Source organism: Ideonella azotifigens (assembly GCF_021043325.1).
Lineage (GTDB): Bacteria > Pseudomonadota > Gammaproteobacteria > Burkholderiales > Burkholderiaceae_C > Ideonella > Ideonella azotifigens.
Genome location: NZ_JAJNKD010000029.1, coordinates 1 through 16,791, shown reverse-complemented (window position 1 = coordinate 16,791; position 16,791 = coordinate 1). Strand labels below are relative to the sequence as shown.

Annotated in this window: 17 protein-coding genes and 1 pseudogene; 16 read left to right on the top strand and 2 right to left on the bottom strand. The window is 68.7% G+C overall.

The genetic code is table 11. The annotated features are described in order from the left end of the window. The 16 genes from uraD to LRH25_RS31755 all read left to right on the top strand — a co-directional run bounded on the left by uraD (position 1) and on the right by LRH25_RS31755 (position 16,469). Positions 1–1,920: a 2-oxo-4-hydroxy-4-carboxy-5-ureidoimidazoline decarboxylase gene (gene uraD, locus LRH25_RS31830; protein ID WP_231013211.1), complete on the top strand. Its 1,920-nt coding sequence runs from the start codon at positions 1–3 to the stop codon at positions 1,918–1,920. Then, a complete protein-coding gene (locus tag LRH25_RS31825; RefSeq protein ID WP_141289378.1) occupies positions 1,917–3,170 on the top strand; it encodes a M20/M25/M40 family metallo-hydrolase in 1,254 nt (417 codons plus the stop codon). Before uraD ends, LRH25_RS31825 begins: the two co-directional genes overlap by 4 nt. A gap of 138 nt (positions 3,171–3,308) precedes the next feature. Continuing rightward, the gene (locus LRH25_RS31820; RefSeq protein ID WP_141289379.1) at positions 3,309–4,352 is read left to right on the top strand and encodes an ABC transporter substrate-binding protein; all 1,044 of its coding nucleotides are present in this window, start codon (positions 3,309–3,311) and stop codon (positions 4,350–4,352) included. A gap of 7 nt (positions 4,353–4,359) precedes the next feature. Next, positions 4,360–5,172 carry an ABC transporter ATP-binding protein gene (locus LRH25_RS31815; protein WP_141289380.1) on the top strand — a complete coding sequence of 271 codons (813 nt, stop codon included), beginning with the start codon at positions 4,360–4,362 and terminating at the stop codon, positions 5,170–5,172. Beyond that, positions 5,169–5,951 (top strand): ABC transporter permease, encoded by a 783-nt coding sequence (locus tag LRH25_RS31810; protein WP_141289381.1) that lies wholly within the window; start codon positions 5,169–5,171, stop codon positions 5,949–5,951. The genes LRH25_RS31815 and LRH25_RS31810 overlap by 4 nt, the downstream gene beginning before the upstream one ends. A gap of 13 nt (positions 5,952–5,964) precedes the next feature. Continuing rightward, on the top strand, positions 5,965–6,453 hold the full coding sequence (locus LRH25_RS31805) for a nucleoside deaminase (RefSeq protein WP_141289382.1): 489 nt from the start codon (positions 5,965–5,967) through the stop codon (positions 6,451–6,453). Between the two features lie 58 nt (positions 6,454–6,511). Beyond that, positions 6,512–7,342 (top strand): urease accessory protein UreD, encoded by an 831-nt coding sequence (locus tag LRH25_RS31800; protein ID WP_231013210.1) that lies wholly within the window; start codon positions 6,512–6,514, stop codon positions 7,340–7,342. A gap of 195 nt (positions 7,343–7,537) precedes the next feature. Further along, the gene (locus tag LRH25_RS31795) at positions 7,538–8,440 is read left to right on the top strand and encodes a glucosamine kinase nucleotide-binding domain-containing protein (protein WP_231013205.1); all 903 of its coding nucleotides are present in this window, start codon (positions 7,538–7,540) and stop codon (positions 8,438–8,440) included. Further along, entirely contained in the window at positions 8,437–9,603 is a 1,167-nt protein-coding gene (gene nagA, locus LRH25_RS31790; protein WP_231013202.1) for an N-acetylglucosamine-6-phosphate deacetylase, read from the top strand. Before LRH25_RS31795 ends, nagA begins: the two co-directional genes overlap by 4 nt. Then, complete coding sequence (locus LRH25_RS31785; protein WP_231013201.1) at positions 9,596–10,606, top strand: SIS domain-containing protein; 1,011 nt, start codon at positions 9,596–9,598, stop codon at positions 10,604–10,606. Before nagA ends, LRH25_RS31785 begins: the two co-directional genes overlap by 8 nt. Positions 10,607–10,619: 13 nt before the next feature. After that, positions 10,620–12,122, top strand: coding sequence for a beta-N-acetylhexosaminidase (nagZ, locus tag LRH25_RS31780; RefSeq protein ID WP_231013200.1), 1,503 nt, complete (start codon positions 10,620–10,622; stop codon positions 12,120–12,122). 42 nt (positions 12,123–12,164) lie between these two features. Then, on the top strand, positions 12,165–13,556 hold the full coding sequence (locus LRH25_RS31775; protein WP_141289631.1) for an MFS transporter: 1,392 nt from the start codon (positions 12,165–12,167) through the stop codon (positions 13,554–13,556). Further along, on the top strand, positions 13,553–14,446 hold the full coding sequence (locus LRH25_RS31770; protein WP_141289632.1) for a glycoside hydrolase family 16 protein: 894 nt from the start codon (positions 13,553–13,555) through the stop codon (positions 14,444–14,446). Before LRH25_RS31775 ends, LRH25_RS31770 begins: the two co-directional genes overlap by 4 nt. A gap of 271 nt (positions 14,447–14,717) precedes the next feature. Continuing rightward, entirely contained in the window at positions 14,718–15,785 is a 1,068-nt protein-coding gene (locus LRH25_RS31765) for an acyltransferase family protein (RefSeq protein WP_141289633.1), read from the top strand. Between the two features lie 70 nt (positions 15,786–15,855). Continuing rightward, a complete protein-coding gene (locus LRH25_RS31760) occupies positions 15,856–16,092 on the top strand; it encodes a type II toxin-antitoxin system Phd/YefM family antitoxin (RefSeq protein WP_141289634.1) in 237 nt (78 codons plus the stop codon). Then, complete coding sequence (locus LRH25_RS31755; protein WP_141289635.1) at positions 16,092–16,469, top strand: type II toxin-antitoxin system VapC family toxin; 378 nt, start codon at positions 16,092–16,094, stop codon at positions 16,467–16,469. Before LRH25_RS31760 ends, LRH25_RS31755 begins: the two co-directional genes overlap by 1 nt. Before the next feature lie 85 nt (positions 16,470–16,554). On the opposite strand, the gene LRH25_RS31750 is transcribed toward LRH25_RS31755, so the two are convergent. Both LRH25_RS31750 and LRH25_RS31745 read right to left on the bottom strand, forming a co-directional pair. After that, complete coding sequence (locus LRH25_RS31750; RefSeq protein ID WP_170200994.1) at positions 16,555–16,692, bottom strand: hypothetical protein; 138 nt, start codon at positions 16,690–16,692, stop codon at positions 16,555–16,557. Positions 16,693–16,698: 6 nt separating this feature from the next. Further along, a pseudogene (locus LRH25_RS31745) lies at positions 16,699–16,791 on the bottom strand (biopolymer transporter ExbD); the annotation flags it as partial.

The window sequence follows — 16,791 nt, the reverse complement described above, 5'->3', positions numbered from 1 at the left end:
ATGGCATCCCCCGAACCCGCACGGCTGTTGGAACCTCCAAGGCTGTCGCTCGCCGACCTGAACGACGCCACGCCAGCGCAGTTCACCACGCTGCTGGACGGTGTCTACGAACATTCGCCGTGGATCGCCGAGCGCGCCGCGGCGGCGCGCCCATTCGCCACGCTGGCGCAGCTGAAGCTGGCGCTGGTGCAGGCGGTGCGCGAAGCCACAGCCGACGAGCAACTGGGCCTGATCCGCGCCCACCCGGAGCTGGCCGGCAAGGCCATGGTGGCCAGGACGCTGACCAGCGAATCCACTGGCGAGCAGCAAAGCGCCGGGCTCACGCACTGCACGCCGGAAGAGTTCGCCCACCTGCAGGCGCTGAACGCCGCCTACAACGCGCGCTTTGGCTTTCCCTTCCTGCTCGCGGTGCGCGGCCCGCGTGGCACCGGCCTGGGCCGCGCGGCCATCATCGCGGCTTTCGAGCGCCGGCTGAAGCACCACCCGGACATCGAACGCGCCGAGAGCCTGCGCCAGATCCACCGCATTGCCGAGCTGCGCCTGGCCGACAAGTTCGCCCAGCAGCCCACGCAAGGCGAGCGCGTGTGGGACTGGGCCGAGGCCCTGGCCGTGCACAGCGACCCCGGCTTTGCCGAGCAAGGCCAGCTGACCGTCACCTACCTCACCGCCGCCCACCAGGCCTGCGCCCGCCAGCTGAAAAAATGGATGCGCGAAGCCGGCTTCGACGAGGTGAAGCTGGACGCGGTGGGCAATGTCATTGGCCTGTACCACGGCCAGGATGCGCAGGGCGAAGACCCGACCGCGCCGCGGCTGTTGACCGGCTCGCACTACGACACGGTGCGCAATGCCGGCAAGTACGACGGCCGGATCGGCATCCTGGTGCCGATGGCGGTGGTGTCGCAGTTGCAGCAGCGCGGCCAGCGCCTGCCATTCGGCATCGAGGTGGTCGGTTTTGCCGAGGAAGAAGGCCAGCGCTACCCGGCCACCTTCCTCGGCTCGGGCGCGCTGGTCGGCCAGTTCGACCACGACTGGCTGGACCAGTCCGACACCGACGGCGTGACCATGCGCGACGCGATGCGCGCCGCCGGCCTGCCCGGCCGCATGGACGCGATCGAATCGCTGCAGCGCGACCCGGCGCAATACCTTGGCTTTGTCGAGGTGCACATCGAGCAGGGCCCGGTGCTCAATGAGCTGGACCTGCCGCTGGGCGTGGTCAGCTCGATCAACGGCAGCCGGCGCTTCCTGGGCGAGATCACCGGCGTGGCCAGCCATGCCGGCACCACGCCGATGGACCGCCGGCGCGACGCCGCCTGCGCGTTCGCCGAGCTGGCGCTGTACGTGGAGCGGCGCGCGGCAGAACAGCCCTACCTGGTCGCCACCGTGGGCCAACTTGAGGTGCCTCAAGGCTCGATCAACGTCGTGCCCGGCCGCTGCAAGTTCAGCCTGGACGTGCGCGCCACGACCGACGCGGTGCGAGACGCCTGCGTGGCCGACATCCGCGCCGAGCTGGCCCGCATCACCGAGCGCCGCGGCGTGAGCTTCACGCTGGACGGCATCCTCGAAGCGCCGGCCGCGCCGAGCGCCCCCGCCTGGCAGGCGCGCTGGGAACGGGCGGTTGCCTCGCTGGGCCTGCCGGTGCACACCATGCCCAGCGGCGCCGGCCACGACGCGATGAAGCTGCACGAAGCCATGCCGCAGGCCATGCTCTTTGTGCGCGGCGAAAACGCCGGCATCAGCCACAACCCGCTGGAAAGCAGCACCGCGCACGACATGGACCTGGCGGTGCAGGCCTTTGCCAAGCTGCTGCAGGATCTGGCGAACGAGAGCCCCCAGGACTGGGCGGCGCCCAGCCCGCCCCCCAAGGGGGATGAGGAAACTTGGGGCGGCCCGGCGTTTCCTCAGAACAAGAGCACACCATGAACCCCGCCTTCGCTTCGCTGGACCAGTGGATCAGCGCCCATTTCGACGACGAAACCCGCTTCCTGCAGGCCCTGGTGCAGGTGCCGACCGACACGCCGCCTGGGAACAATGCGCCGCACGCCGAGCGCACCGCCGAGCTGCTGGCCGGCATGGGCCTGCAGGCCGAGGCGCATGCGGTGCCGGCCGACGAGGTCGCCGCGCAAGGCATGCAGTCCATCACCAACCTGATCGTGCGGCACCGCTTCGGCCCCGGCGGGCCGACGATTGCGCTGAACGCGCACGGCGACGTGGTGCCGCCCGGCGAAGGCTGGACCCACGGGCCGTACAGCGGTGAAGTGGTGGACGATGGCGAAGGCGGCAGGCTCTATGGCCGCGCCTCGGCCGTCAGCAAGAGCGACTTCGCGAGCTACACCTTCGCGCTGCGCGCGCTGGCCGCGCTGCCCGAGGGCCAGCGGCCCACGCAAGGCGCGGTGGAGCTGCACTTCACCTACGACGAGGAATTCGGCGGCGAACTTGGGCCCGGCTGGCTGCTGCGCCAGGGGCTGACCAAGCCCGACCTGCTGATCGCTGCCGGTTTCAGCTACCAGGTCGTCACCGCGCACAACGGCTGCCTGCAGATGGAAGCCACGCTGCACGGCCTGGCCTCGCACGCAGCCTACCCGGAGACCGGCGTGGACGCGCTGCGCGCGGCCAACCGCCTGCTGAACGCGCTGTACGACTACAGCGACACGACGCTGCGCCAGCGCACCTCCGCCGTCGCCGGCATCCGCCACCCGTACCTGAACGTGGGCCGCATCGAAGGCGGCAGCAACACCAATGTCGTGCCCGGCAAGGTGGTGCTGAAGCTGGACCGCCGCATGATTCCCGAGGAAGACGCGACCGAGGTCGAGGCCGAGCTGCGCACGCTGATCGAGCAGACGGTGGCTGGCAGCCACGGCGTGCGGCTGGAGCTGAAGCGCCTGCTGCTGGCGCGTGCGCTGCAGCCGCTGCCCGGCCACGAAAAGCTCGCGCAGGCGCTGCAGCGCCAGGCCGAACGTGTCTTCGGCGAAGCCATCCCCACCTCCGGCACGCCGCTCTACACCGACGTGCGCCTTTATGGGGAACACGGCGTGCCGGCAGTGATTTACGGGGCAGGCCCGCGCACCGTGTTGGAGAGCAACGCCAAGCGCGCCGACGAGCACCTGCAGCTGAGTGACCTGCGCCGCGCAACCCAGGTCGTGGCCGCGGCGCTGCACGAACTGCTGGGCTGATTTCCCGCGCCGCGCACGCGGCGCGGGCAGCGCAGCACCTTGCGCACACTAATTGCATACAGCTTTGCATGCAGAACGAAGGTGATCCACCGCGGCCTTGTTCTTGCGTCGTCTCTTTGTGCCTTGAGTGGAGATCCCATGCCCGTGTTCGCGCCCCTGTTTTCCGCCAGCCGTCGCCGCCTGCTGGCCGCTGCCGCCACCCTCGCGCTCTGTGTCTCGGCCCAGGCCCAGGAGACCACCATCAAGTTCCAGCTCGACTGGCGCTACGAAGGCCCCAGCGCGCTGTTCCTGGTGCCGGTGTCCAAGGGCTTGTTCAAGGCCGAGAAGCTCAACGTGACGGTGGACGCCGGCAACGGCTCGGGCAACGCGGTCAACCGCGTGGCCTCCGGCGCCTACGACATGGGTTTTGCCGACATGGCCGCGCTGATGGAGTTCCAGGCCAACAACCCGAGCGCGCCGAACAAGCCGGTCGCCGTGATGATGGTCTACAACAACACGCCGGCCGCAGTGCTGGCGCTGAAGAAAAGCGGCATCAAGACGCCCGCCGACCTGACCGGCAAGAAGCTGGGCGCGCCGGTGTTCGACGCCGGCCGCCGCGGCTTTCCCATCTTCCAGAAGGCCAACGGCGTGGGCCAGGTCGAATGGATCAGCATGGACCCGGCGCTGCGCGAAACGATGCTCGCCAAGGGCGATGTGGACGCGATCACCGGCTTCTCGTTCACCTCGCTGTTGAGCCTGGAAGCGCGTGGCGTGAAGCCGGCCGACGTGACGGTGATGAGCTACCCGCAATACGGTGTGAAGCTGTATGGCAACGCCATCATCACCAGCGAAGATTTCCTCAAGAAGAACCCGGAAGCCGTGAAGGCCTTCCTGCGCGCCTTCACCAAGGGCACCAAGGCCGTGATGGCCGACACCAAGGGCGCGATTGCGGTGGTCAAGGCGCGCGACGGCATCATCAACGCCGAGCTCGAAGAGCGCCGGCTGAAGATGGCGCTGGACGCTTCGGTCGCAACGCCGGACGCCAAAGCCGAAGGCTTTGGCGACATCAACAAGCCACGCCTGGCGCTGATGGCCAGCCAGGTGGCCGATGCCTTTACGACCAAGGGCCGCATCAACCCCGACACTGTCTGGAACGGCAGCTTCCTGCCCAGCGCCGCGGAGCGCAACATCTTCGGCAAGTGAGATCGGCATGCCTTCCTTCGTGGACTTCCGTGGCGTCTGGCTGGCCTACAACGACGAGTTGCTGGCCGAGGAAAAATTCGCCGTCGAAGACATCAACCTGCAGGTGAACGAGGGCGAGTTCATCGCCATCGTCGGGCCTTCGGGCTGCGGCAAGTCCACCTTCATGAAGCTGGCCACCGGCCTGAAGCGACCCAGTCGCGGCACGGTGGAAATCGCAGGCAAGGAAGTGACCGGGCCGCTGAAGATCACCGGCATGGCCTTCCAGGCGCCCAGCCTGCTGCCGTGGCGCACGACCGTGCAAAACGTCATGCTGCCGCTGGAAATCGTCGAGCCCTACCGCAGCAGCTTCAAGCAGAAGAAGGCCGAGTACGAAGCCAAGGCGCGCAAGCTGCTGCAAAGCGTGGGCCTGGGCGGCTACGAGGACAAGTTCCCATGGCAGCTCTCGGGCGGCATGCAGCAGCGCGCCAGCATCTGCCGTGCGCTGGTGCATGAGCCGAAGATGCTGCTGCTGGACGAACCGTTTGGCGCCTTGGACGCCTTCACCCGCGAAGAACTGTGGTGCACGCTGCGCGACCTGCAGGCGGCGCAGAAGTTCAACGTCATCCTCGTCACCCACGACCTGCGCGAGAGCGTGTTCCTCGCCGACACCGTCTACGTCATGAGCAAGAGCCCCGGCCGCTTCGTCGTCAAGCGCGAGATCGAACTGCCGCGCCCGCGGGACCTGGAGGTCACCTACTCAGCGCCGTTTTCGGAGATCGTGCATGAGCTGCGCGGGCACATTGGGGCCGTGCGAAAGACGGGCGTGGAGGTGGCGCAATGACCACCGCGGCAGCGAAGGCCAGGCGACTTGAAGCCATCTCTCCGTGGATCCTGCTGGTGCTCACGCTGGTCATCTGGCAGGCGCTGTGCACCGGCCTGCAGGTCAGCGAATTCATCTTCCCCAGCCCGCTGAAGATCTGGGAGCAGATCGTCGAATTCCGTGGCGAGATCCTGAAGCACGCCTGGCGCACTTACTGGGTCACGATGACGGGCTTTGGCATTGCCATCGTGGTCGGCGTGTTGCTGGGCTTTTTGATCGGCAGTTCGCGCCTGGCCTATGCCGCCATCTATCCGCTGATGACCGGCTTCAACGCGCTGCCCAAGGCGGCCTTCGTGCCCATCCTGGTGGTGTGGTTCGGCATTGGCGTTGGCCCGGCGGTGCTCACCGCCTTCCTGATCTCGTTTTTCCCGATCACCGTCAACATCGCCACCGGCCTGGCCACGCTGGAGCCAGAATTGGAAGACGTGTTGCGCGTGCTCGGCGCCAGGCGCTGGGACGTGCTGATGAAGGTCGGCCTGCCGCGCTCGATGCCGTATTTCTTCGGTTCGCTGAAGGTCGCGATCACGCTGGCCTTTGTCGGCACCACTGTCTCGGAGATGACGGCCTCGAACGAAGGCATCGGCTACCTGCTGGTCTCGGCCGGCTCGTCGATGCAGATGGGGCTTGCGTTTGCCGGACTGATGGTGGTCGGCGCGATGGCGATGCTGATGTACGAATTCTTCTCGGTGATCGAAAAACGCACCACCGGCTGGGCCCACCGCGGCTCGCAAGGTCATTGAAAGAGACACCTGAATGGCCACCACCTGGACCGACGAGCACACCCTCAAGCACCTGCGCGCCGCCAACACCATCGCCCGCCAGGCGATGGACGCTGGCCACCACCCATTCGGCGCGCTGCTGGTGGCGCCGGACGGCGAGACCGTGCTGCTCACGCAGGGCAATGTGGACACGGTGAACCACGCCGAATCGGTGCTGGCACGCGAGGCCGCGCGGCTGTATGCGCCAGCCATGCTGTGGGACTGCACGCTGGTCACCACGCTGGAGCCTTGCGCCATGTGCGCCGGCACCCAGTACTGGGCCAACATCGGCCGCCTGGTCTACGGCGCCAGCGAGGCAGACCTTTTGGCCCTCACCGGCAACCACGCCGAGAACCCCACGCTGGACCTGCCCTGCCGCGAGCTGTTCGCGCGCGGGCAGAAAGCCATCGAAGTGATCGGCCCGCTGGCCGAGCTGCGCGACGAACTGCTGGCCCTGCACCGGCGCTTCTGGCACACGCGCTGAAGACCGAGGCGCCGGCAGCTTCTACACTGCCGGCTCCTGCTTCTACTGCGTTCACCTCATGGGCTGGCAAGGCCACCTGCACCTGCACTACACCCGCGATGGCGAACGCACCATCGCGCTGGACCGCCACTCCGGCCCGCTGCGCGTGCTGCAGCGGCTCTACCCCGAAGGCCCTGGCATCTGCCACCACGTGCTGGTGCATCCGCCCGGTGGCATCGTTGGCGGGGATGAGCTGAAGGTCGAAATCCAGCAGGCCGAAGGCACGCACGCCGTCATCACCACGCCTGGCGCCACGCGCTTCTACCGCAGCGCGGGTGAGCTCGCCACACAGACGGTGCATGCGCAGCTCGCACCCGGCGCGCGGCTGGAATGGCTGCCGCTGGAAACCATTGCCTACCGCGGCTGCCTGGCCGAAAACCGGCTGCGCTTCGAGCTGGCACCCGGTGCCGAAATGATGGGCTGGGAAATGCTGGCGCTGGGACTGCCGGCGGCCAACCAGGCGTTTGATGCCGGTCGCATCACCCAGCAGATGGCACTGCCCGGCGTGTGGCTGGAACGCGCCCGGCTGGATGCCAGCGACACGCTGCTGCTGGATTCGCCGCTGGGCATGGCCGGCCGGCGCGTGCTGGGCACCTTGTGGCTGGCCTCGGGTTCGCCGATTGCCAGCTCCCAACGCAACGCCTTGCTCGACGCCGCCCGCGAGGTCTTCGCCGGCCATCCGCTGGCCAGCTTTGCCGGCGCCACCTCGCCGGACGCGCAGGTGCTGGTCTGCCGCGCGCTGGCCTCGCGGGTGGAGCCGCTGTTCGGGCTGTGGCGCCAGGTGCGCGCGCGCTGGCGCACACTGCAATGGGGCCTGGACGGCACGCCGCCGCGGATCTGGTCGACCTGAGGCCAACGCTGGCCTTGGCATTATCTGGTTCTAAATTGGTACTAATGCACATGCGCTTGACAGCCTGAAGACAAGCCTCGGAAGTCGAAGGTTTACCCTGCTTCACCCTGGTTCATGTTGATGCTGGTCTTCTTCTGGTACTATATTGGTATCAAACGAATCGACTCACTCGACACCATCAAAGGGGGCATTGCGTTGAGCTTGCGCTTCATCATTGGCGTAGACGGCGGCGGCACCGGCACCCGGGCCCGCGTCTGCTCGCCCGAGGGCAGCGTGCTGGGCTTCGGCGAGGCCGGCCCGTCCGGCCTGTCGCAAGGCGTGGAACAGGCCTGGCGCCACGTGCTGCAGGCCAGCCGCGCTGCGCTGGCCGCCGCGGGTTCGCCGGATGCCTCCTGGAGCGACTGCGCGCTGGGCGCGGGCCTTGCCGGCGAGCATGTGCTGGCGCTGCGCGAAGCCTTCATCGCGACCCAGCCGCAACACGCGCCCGGCCTGCAGGCCTTGGCACTCGAAAGCGACGCACTGGCGGCATTGCTGGGCGCGCACGGCGGCCAGCCCGGGCTGGTGCTGGTGGCAGGCACCGGCAGCGTGGCCGAAGCCTTGTGGGCCGACGGGCACCACCGCACGGTGGGCGGCTGGGGCTTTGGCGTCGGCGACGAAGGCAGCGGCGCCTGGCTGGGCCTGCAGGCGGTGCGCCATGCCCACCATGTGCTGGACGGCCAGGTGGCCGCTGGCCCGCTGGCCAAGGCCATCCTGGCTGCGACCGGCGCCGACGTGCCTGCCATGCGCGCCTGGTGCGCCCAGGCCGGACAGCGCGCCTATGCCGCGCTGGCGCCACTGGTCTTCGAACACGAAGCCGCCGACACCATGGCCGCCGCGCTGCTGCGCGACGCCGCCACCGCCTTGAGCGACATGGTGCGCGCGCTGGACCCGGCCGGCCAGCTGCCGGTGGTCTGCAGCGGCAGCATCGCCCAGCGCCTGCTGCCCTACCTGCCGCCCATGCTGCGCAACCGCTGCAGGGCAGCCCAGGGCGACGCAGCCGATGGCGCGCTGCACCTGGTGCGCCGCAAGCTGGGTGTGACGCAAGGAGCCGCCGCATGAACGCGCCTGTGGCAGCTTCAGTCGGCGCGAACGGCGAGCCCTACGGCACGCTGCACGGCCACATCCTCACGCCCGAAGGCTTTGTGCATGGCGAGCTGCGCCATGCGCAGGGCCGCATCCAGGCCATCAGCGGCCGGCCGGTCAGCGAGCGCGAAGCGCGTGCCAGCGGCGAGCCCTTGATCCTGCCCGGCTTCATCGACCTGCATGTGCACGGCGGCGGCGGCCACGACACGATGGACGCCGGCGACGCCGCGCTGCACATCGCCCGCGCCCACGCCCGCCACGGCACGACTTCGCTGCTGGCGACCACCATGACCGCGCCGGCCGGCGAGATCGAGGCCGCGTTCCGGGCCATAGGCCCGATCTGCGCCGCGCGCCAGGGCGGCAGCGCCCGCGTGCTGGGCGTGCACCTGGAAGGCCCGTACATCAACCCCGGCAAGCTGGGCGCGCAACCGGACTTCGCCCGCGAGGCGTCCATCAGCGAGGTGCGCCGGCTGCATGCGCTGGCGCCGATCCGCCTCATCACCGTCGCGCCCGAGCTGCCCGGCCACCTGCAGCTGATCGGCCAGATGGTGGCCGAAGGTTTCCGCGTGCAGGTCGGCCACACGGCCGGTTGTTATGAAGACGGCGTGGCCGCGCTGGAGGCCGGCGCCGGTGGCTTCACGCACCTGTTCAACGCGATGACCGGCATGCACCACCGCGAGCCCGGCATGGTGGGCGCGGCGCTGGCGCATGGGCATTACGCCGAGATCATCCCGGACCTGCTGCACGTGCACCCCGGCGCGCTGAAGGTCGCGCTGCGCACCATTCCGCGGCTGTATTGCGTGACCGACTCGACTGCCGCGGCCGGCATGCCAGACGGCGAGTACCACCTGGGCCGGCACAAGGTCTTCAAATGCCTGGGCGGCGTGCGCCTGGCCGACGGCACGCTCGCCGGCAGCGCCTTGACGATGGACCAGGCGCTGCGCAATTTCGTCAGCCTGGGCCTGGACGTGGCCGAGGCTTCGGCCCGCACCTCGACCTTCGCGGCCGACTACCTGGGCCTGGCCAAACGCGGCCGCCTGGTGGCCGGCGCGATGGCCGATCTCGTGATGTTGGACCCTGCGCTGACCCTGCAGCGCGTGGTCGTGGAAGGAGAGTCGATTGAACTCCAGGATGCTTGAAGAGACCCGCGAGGCCCCGGCCGCCGTGGCCCGCCAGATGGCGGCCGACGCCGACACCTACGCAGCCCTGGCCCGCAGCCTGCGCGAGCAGCCGCTGCAAGGCCTGCTGACGGTGGCGCGCGGCAGCTCGGACCATGCCGCGCACTACATGGCCTACCTGGCGATGGCGCGCATGGGCCGCCTGGTGACCTCGCTGCCGATGTCGCTGCTGACGCTCTACCAATCCTCGCTGCACTGCGAGGGCCTGATGTCACTGGCGTTTTCGCAGTCCGGCCAGAGCCCGGACCTGGTCGCGCCCACGCGCTTCTTCCGCGCCGGCGGTGCCCGCACCGTGGCTGTCGTCAACCAGGTGGACTCGCCACTGGGCGAGGCCGCGCAGTGGGTGCTGCCGCTGCACGCCGGACCCGAGAAGAGTGTGGCCGCGACCAAGAGCTACATCGCCCAGCTGGTGGCCGGCGCACGCCTGGTCGCCAACTGGCAGCAGGACGCCGCGCTGCTGCGCGCGCTGGAGGCCCTGCCCGAAGCGCTCTCGCAAGCCCTAGCCTTGGACTGGACGCCGGCCGTCGAGGTGCTGACCGGCGCCGACAAGCTGTTTGTCATCAGCCGCGGCACCGGCCTGGCGGTGGCGATGGAAGCCGCGCTGAAGTTCAAGGAAACCTGCGGCATCCAGGCCGAGGCCTTCTCGGGCGCCGAGGTCAAGCACGGGCCGATGGCGCTGGTCGATGAAGGCTACCCGCTGCTGGTGTTCGCACCGCGCGGCCCGGCCCAGGCCGGCCTGCTGACGCTGGCCGCCGAGATGCGCCAGCGCGGTGGCCGCGTGCTGCTGGCCGCCCCCGCCGGCACGCCCGGTGCCGAGCTGCCGCTGGCGCCCACGGCCAACGAGGACCTGGACCCGATTGCCGCGATCCAGAGCTTTTACCCGATGGTCGAAGCGCTGGCCCGCGCCCGCGGTGCGAACCCGGACCAGCCGCGCCACCTCAGCAAAGTGACGCTGACAAAGTAAACCCACGCCACCCATGCACGCCGAGTTCCACCCGGGCCATCTGGTGATGGTCGACATCGAAGGCACATCGCTGACGGCGGAAACGGCGGCGTTCCTGCGCCGGCACCGCATCCGCGCGGTCTGCCTGTTCCGCCGCAACCTGGGCACCGAGGCCGAGGTGCGCAAGCTCTGCACGGACCTGCGCGAGGTGCTGGGGCCCAGCGCCTTGATTGCCATCGACCAGGAAGGCGGCTCGGTGAACCGCTTCACTGCCTTGCCGCATGCGACGGGCGCGATGGCGATTGGCGCGATTGCCGACATCGCCGAAGCCGAGGCCCTGGCCGAAGCCACCGGTGCCGCCGTGGCGCGTGGCCTGATCGGCCTGGGCATCAACTGGAACCTGGCGCCGGTGCTGGACGTGAACAACAACCCGGCCAACCCGGTGATCGGCGAGCGCAGCTTCGGCGCCGACCCGCATCGCGTCGCCCGCCTGGCAGCCGCCTGGATGCGCGGCTCGCTGAAGGAGGGCGTGGCCTGCTGCCTCAAGCACTTCCCCGGCCATGGCGACACGCACGTGGACTCGCACCACGCGCTGCCAACCGTCGACAAGTCCCTCGAAGAACTTGAAGCGCTGGAGCTGATCCCGTTCCGTGCCATCGGACCCGATGCGCCCGCGGTGATGACCGCCCACATCGTCTACCCGCAACTGGACCCGCAGCACCCGGCCACGCTGTCGCACCGCGTGCTGACCGGCCTGCTGCGGCAGGACATGGGCTACGGCGGCGTGGTGCTGACCGATGCGCTGATGATGAAGGCCATCCACGAGCGCTACGGCCATGCCCGCGCCGCGGTGCTGACGCTGCAGGCTGGTGCCGACATGCCGCTGGCGCAAGGCCTGCCGCAGGAACAGGCTGCCGCGGTGCAGGCCATCGAACTCGCACTGCGCGAGGGCGAACTGCTGCCCGAACAGGTGCAGCGCTCGGCCGCCCGGCTGGACGCGTTGGCCGCCCGCTTTCCCGCAACACCGCGCCCTTACGCCCCCGAGCAGCGCACCGCCGACGAAGCGCTGGCCCGCGACGGCTGGCGCCGTGGCCTGACCGCCTTGGCCGGCGCGTTGCCGCCCACCAGCGGCACGCGGCTGCGTGTGCTGACCCAGGCCCGCGTGGACTGCGACGGCGTCTCCGAAGCCGGCCTGGAAGGCGCCGCGGTGCGCGCACTGTTCGCGCTGGACGCGGATGTCGAGATGCTGCTGGTCGAGGACCTGACCAGCTTCGACTTCGGCACGCTGCCGGACGATGGCCGCATGCTGGTGCTGGTGTCCAACCATCGCAAGCGCTACCCAGTTGCAGCCGCCACATGGCAGCCCGCGCTGCACATCGCCTTGTGGAATCCGTTCCAGGTGCTGGACGTGCCCGCCCCGTCGCTCGTCAGCTGGGGCTATGCCGAGGGCGCGCTGGAAGCCGTCACCGACTGGCTGGCCGGCCGCTTGCAAGCGACGGGCGTGGCCCCGGTCGAGCTGGTGCCACCGGTCCGCTGAGACCTTCCCCTGTTGCCCTGAACCGCCTGCCCGGAGCCCGCGATGTCTGACGCCTCCTCTTCTTCCCGCGTGCAGCCCCGCGCGGGCGGTTCGCCGATGCGCTGGGTGCCCAGCCTGTACTTCGTGCAGGGCATGCAGTTCTGGGTGGTGATGCTGATCGCCGGGTTGATGTTCAAGAACATGGGCGTGAGCAACCAGGAGATCGCGCGCTGGACCGGCGTGCTGGGCCTGGCCTGGGCCATCAAGCCGCTGTGGAGCCCGTTCCTGGAACTGTTCCGCAGCAAGAAGCGCATCGTCGTGGCGATGCAGTTCACCGGCGCGGTGTGCCTGGGCGCGGTGGCGCTGGTGCTGCAGTCGCCCGCCTTCTTTGCACTGACCATTGCCGTGCTGTGCCTGCTGGCCTATGCCTCTGCCACGCACGACATTGCCTGCGACGGCCTGTACATGGCCTCGCTCAGCGCGCCACAGCAGGCCGCCTATGCGGGCTGGCAAGGCGCGTTTTTCAACGCCTCGAAGTTCCTCACGCTGGGCGCACTGATCGTCTGGGCCGGCCATCTGGAAAAGTCGGTCGGCGTGTTCAACGCCTGGTCCACCATCTTCTGCGGCCTCGCCGTGCTGCTCGCGCTGCTGGCCAGCTACAACGCCTGGGCCCTGCCCTCGCCGGCCTCGGCCGCGAATGCACCGCGCAGCGCCCAGGCCGTGTGGCAGACGCTGCAGGAAGTCATCGTCGCGTTTTTCCGCAAGCCTGGCATCTGGCTGGCCATCCTGTTCATCGTGCTGTTCCGCTTTGCCGAAGGCCAGGTGCAGACCATCGGCCCGCTGTTCCTGCTGGAAAAGCGCGAGGCCGGGGGGCTAGGCCTGCTGACCGAACAGATCGGCGCGATCTACGGTGGCATCGGCACCGCGGCCTTCCTGGTCGGCAGCATCCTGGGCGGGCTGTTCGCCTCCAGGCTGGGCCTGAAGCGCGCCATGCCACTGCTGATCATCGCGATGGCCGTGCCCAACATGACTTTTGCGTGGCTCGCGCATGTGCGGCCGGCGGTGGACAGCGGCATCGCGCTGCCCACGCTGCTGGCCTCGCTGCCCGGCATGCCCAGCACGCTGAGCGACATCGCCATCGCCGTGACGATCGAGATGTTCGGCTACGGCTTCGGCTTCGTCGGCATGATCCTGTACATCATGCAGGCCGTGGCACCCGGCCCGTTCCAGACCGCCCACTACGCGCTGGGCTCCGGCGTGATGCAGCTGGGTTTCATCTTCTCCAAGACCATCAGCGGCGACCTGCAGGCCGCCCTGGGCTACGAACATTTCTTCTACTGGACGATCGCCTGCGGCGTGCCAGCGCTGGCGCTGTTGGTCTGGGTCAAACTGCCCGGCCGCGACGGCGCGCCAGCCGCCCAGTCAACACCTGCCGGCGAAGGTTCTCTCGCATGAGGCCGCTGCTGATGGCCAGTGCGCTGTTTGCCTGCGCCAGCGCGCAGTCCAGCGAACTCTTCTTCGACGACTTCAGCCAGCCCTCGCTTGAAGCGCTGAGCCAGAACGGCTGGATCGTGCGCAGCGAAGCAGGCCACCCCGGCATTGCCGGCGCGGCCTGGGGCCCGAACACGCTGCGCCTGGTGGCCGACCCGGACACCAGCGGCGGACGCCTGCTGGAACTCGAAGCCCGCACGGACGGCACACCGGCCCACAGTGCCCAAGCCCAGCTCTGCCAGCAGCGCAAGTTCCTGCGCGGCACCTACGCCGCGCGCATCCGTTTCCACGACACCCCCGAGCGTGGCCCGGACGGCGACCCGGTCATCCAGACCTTCTACGCCGTCGCCCCGCTGCGCTTCGACTTCGACCCCGAGTTCAGCGAGCTCGACTGGGAGTACCTCGCCAACGGCGGCTGGGGCAGCGACAAGACGCGCCTCTACGGCATTGCCTGGCAGACCGTGCGCATCGAACCCTGGGCCGCCTACAACCAAGCCCACGAACACTTCGCTGCACTGGACGGTTGGCACACGCTGTTGATGCAGGTGGACGCCACCAACACCCGCCTCTTCCTCGACGGCCAGCCCCTCGCCACCCACGGCGGCCGCAACCACCCGGTGCAGCCCATGGCCATCAGCTTCAACCTCTGGTTCTCACCCGAAGGCCTGCTGCCCACCAGTGCCGGCATGCGCATCTGGCGACAGCAGGTGGACTGGGTTTTGCACGCGAAGGACGAGCAACTGAGCCCTGCGCAGGTGGATGCGGAAGTTCAGCGTTTGCGCCGCGAGGGCTTGAGTCATCTGGATCAGGTACCTGTAACCGATCCTCCGTTGACGAGTCCTTGCAACATCTAAAGCTCCTCCCGTCCCGGTAGGCGCGAGTCGCGGTCGCCGGGTAGTCACTTCCGCTCATGTCCCCCGGCCTGCGGCCTCCTCCTTTACTTCGCTGCAGTGACCACCCGACACCCGCTGCGGGAAGCGGGTCTTACTGCAACGGTCGAACAGCCCAGTCGCGTACCCGATCAGGACGGTGGGGGGTGTTGTGCAGCGAAGTAAAGGGGGAGGCCGCAGGCCGGAGGACATGAGCGGAACAACACACCCCGGCGGCCTGATCTCGCACCCACCCATGCAACGACCCAATCCGCGCCTCGCCTCCATCGACGCCCTCAGAGGCTGGGCCGTCGCCGCGATGATCCTGGTCAACAACCCTGGCGACTGGGGCCATGTGTGGTGGCCGCTGGAGCATGCCGAGTGGCACGGTTGCACGCCCACCGACCTGATCTTCCCGGGCTTCCTGTTCATCGTCGGCGTGTCGCTGGCCTTTGCCACGGGACCTAAACGGGACCGTGGCGAGACCGCGGGCCTCGCGGGCGCGCTGTGGTGGCGCGCGATGCGCATCGTGCTGCTCGGACTGGTGCTGCACGCGGTGGCGCACTGGGCCATGGACACGCGCGCGTTCCGGCCGTTTGGCGTGCTGCAGCGCATCGGGCTCTGCTTCGGGCTGACTGGCAGCGTCGCCGTGCTGCTGCCGCGCCGCCGCTGGCCTTGGTTGTTCATTGCGCTGCTATTGGGCTACGGTGCATTGCTGCTGGCGCCCGGCGGCCTGCAAACCGGCAGCAATGCCGAAGCGCGTGTCGACAGCTGGCTGCTGGGCCGCCACGCCTACCAATGGGACGCAGCCACCGGCCTCGCGTTCGACCCCGAAGGCCCGGTGGGCCCGCTCGGCGCACTGGCCACCACGCTGCTGGGCCTGATCGCTGGAGAGACCTTGCGCCGCGGCGCGCTGCAACGGCTGTGGACGCTCGCGCTGATCGCACTGATGCTAGGCGCACTCGGCTCGCTGGTCTGGCCCTGGAACAAGTCGCTGTGGACGCCTTCGTTCGTGCTCTGGGCCGGTGGCTGGGCCACGCTGGCATTGGCCTTCTTCCACCGCCTGATCGACCGCCAAGGCCTGCCGCCCCTGGGCCAGTCCTTTGGCATCAACGCCATCACCGCCTATGCTGGCGCCTGGCTGATGACCTGCCTGCTCGAAGGCACCGGCTGGGGCGCCAAGCTCTACGCCAGCGGCTTCGCCTGGATGACCCCCTGGACCGGCCCGCTGTGGCCGTCTCACCTGTGGGCGCTGGCGGGCGTGGCGGTGTGGTGGGCCGTTGCGAAGCTGATGCAGCGGCGGGGGTGGGTGGTGACGATCTGAACCCATGGCGGTTGCGACAGGCAGGCCAAATAGACTAGACTTGGTCTGAATTCTGCCCGAGTCGCCCGCCATGAATCCAGTCAACATCTACGACGCGAAGACCCGCCTTTCCCAGCTGGTGGACCAAGCAGCGTCGGGCGAAGACGTGGTCGTGAGCCGCCACGGCAAACCGATCGCGCGCATCACCCAACTGTCTAGCAGCAAGGGCAAGATCAGGTTCGGCGTGCTCAAAGGCAAGGTCAAGGTCGCCGCGGACTTCGACGCGCCGCTGCCCGATGAGGTGTTGGCCGGATTCGAGGGCCGCTGATGCGCCTGCTGCTGGACACCCACATCTACCTGTGGGCCGTCACCGACTCGCGTTCACTGAAGCCGGCGGCACGGCGTCTCATCGAGTCCGCGGACGAGGTCTTTGTCTCTGCCGCGTCGATCTGGGAGATCGCCATCAAGGCCAAGCTTGGCAAGCTCCAAGCCGATCCACAAGCGCTCGCCGCCGCCATCCCTGACAGCGGCTTTTCCGAATTGCCGGTGCGGGCTTCTCATGCAGCCGGCGTCGGCCTGTTGCCACTGCATCACAGCGACCCGTTCGACCGGTTGCTGGTGGCTCAGGCGATGGCCGAGCCGCTGCACTTGCTGACCGCCGACGCCATGCTCGCGCCATATTCCGAGTTGGTCATGCTGGCCTGAAGTTCGCTCAGCGCACCGCCAGCGGCCACAGCCGCGCCAGATCGGTCGCGCCGTCGTTGCCCTGCACCGTCCAGGCCTTGCGCCATCAGCGCGAGGCCAGCAGCGGTTTGACGACTTCAGGGCGAATGGCGGGCGGCGCAGTCTGGGCTGCGGCACCGAAACTGGCCGCCAGTGCGAGCGTCAGGGCCAGCGTGAGAAGAGAAGCTTTGAGTGAGACGTTCACAGCCGCTCAGTCCATGAACTGTTCGTTGCCGATGATGCCGATCTTGGTGACGCCCAGGCGCTGGGCCTCGGCCATCACCATCGCGACGTGCTTGTAGGT

Excerpts from the sequence above, each read along its gene's own strand:
- LRH25_RS31770 (WP_141289632.1), top strand. The coding sequence starts at position 13,553 with ATGAGGCCGCTGCTGATGGCCAGTGCGCTGTTTGCCTGCGCCAGCGCG.
- LRH25_RS31810 (WP_141289381.1), top strand. The coding sequence starts at position 5,169 with ATGACCACCGCGGCAGCGAAGGCCAGGCGACTTGAAGCCATCTCTCCG.
- LRH25_RS31805 (WP_141289382.1), top strand. The coding sequence starts at position 5,965 with ATGGCCACCACCTGGACCGACGAGCACACCCTCAAGCACCTGCGCGCC.
- LRH25_RS31815 (WP_141289380.1), top strand. The coding sequence starts at position 4,360 with ATGCCTTCCTTCGTGGACTTCCGTGGCGTCTGGCTGGCCTACAACGAC.
- LRH25_RS31785 (WP_231013201.1), top strand. The coding sequence starts at position 9,596 with ATGCTTGAAGAGACCCGCGAGGCCCCGGCCGCCGTGGCCCGCCAGATG.
- uraD (WP_231013211.1), top strand. The coding sequence starts at position 1 with ATGGCATCCCCCGAACCCGCACGGCTGTTGGAACCTCCAAGGCTGTCG.
- LRH25_RS31755 (WP_141289635.1), top strand. The coding sequence starts at position 16,092 with ATGCGCCTGCTGCTGGACACCCACATCTACCTGTGGGCCGTCACCGAC.
- LRH25_RS31760 (WP_141289634.1), top strand. The coding sequence starts at position 15,856 with ATGAATCCAGTCAACATCTACGACGCGAAGACCCGCCTTTCCCAGCTG.
- nagZ (WP_231013200.1), top strand. The coding sequence starts at position 10,620 with ATGCACGCCGAGTTCCACCCGGGCCATCTGGTGATGGTCGACATCGAA.
- LRH25_RS31800 (WP_231013210.1), top strand. The coding sequence starts at position 6,512 with ATGGGCTGGCAAGGCCACCTGCACCTGCACTACACCCGCGATGGCGAA.
- LRH25_RS31775 (WP_141289631.1), top strand. The coding sequence starts at position 12,165 with ATGTCTGACGCCTCCTCTTCTTCCCGCGTGCAGCCCCGCGCGGGCGGT.
- LRH25_RS31765 (WP_141289633.1), top strand. The coding sequence starts at position 14,718 with ATGCAACGACCCAATCCGCGCCTCGCCTCCATCGACGCCCTCAGAGGC.
- LRH25_RS31825 (WP_141289378.1), top strand. The coding sequence starts at position 1,917 with ATGAACCCCGCCTTCGCTTCGCTGGACCAGTGGATCAGCGCCCATTTC.
- LRH25_RS31820 (WP_141289379.1), top strand. The coding sequence starts at position 3,309 with ATGCCCGTGTTCGCGCCCCTGTTTTCCGCCAGCCGTCGCCGCCTGCTG.
- nagA (WP_231013202.1), top strand. The coding sequence starts at position 8,437 with ATGAACGCGCCTGTGGCAGCTTCAGTCGGCGCGAACGGCGAGCCCTAC.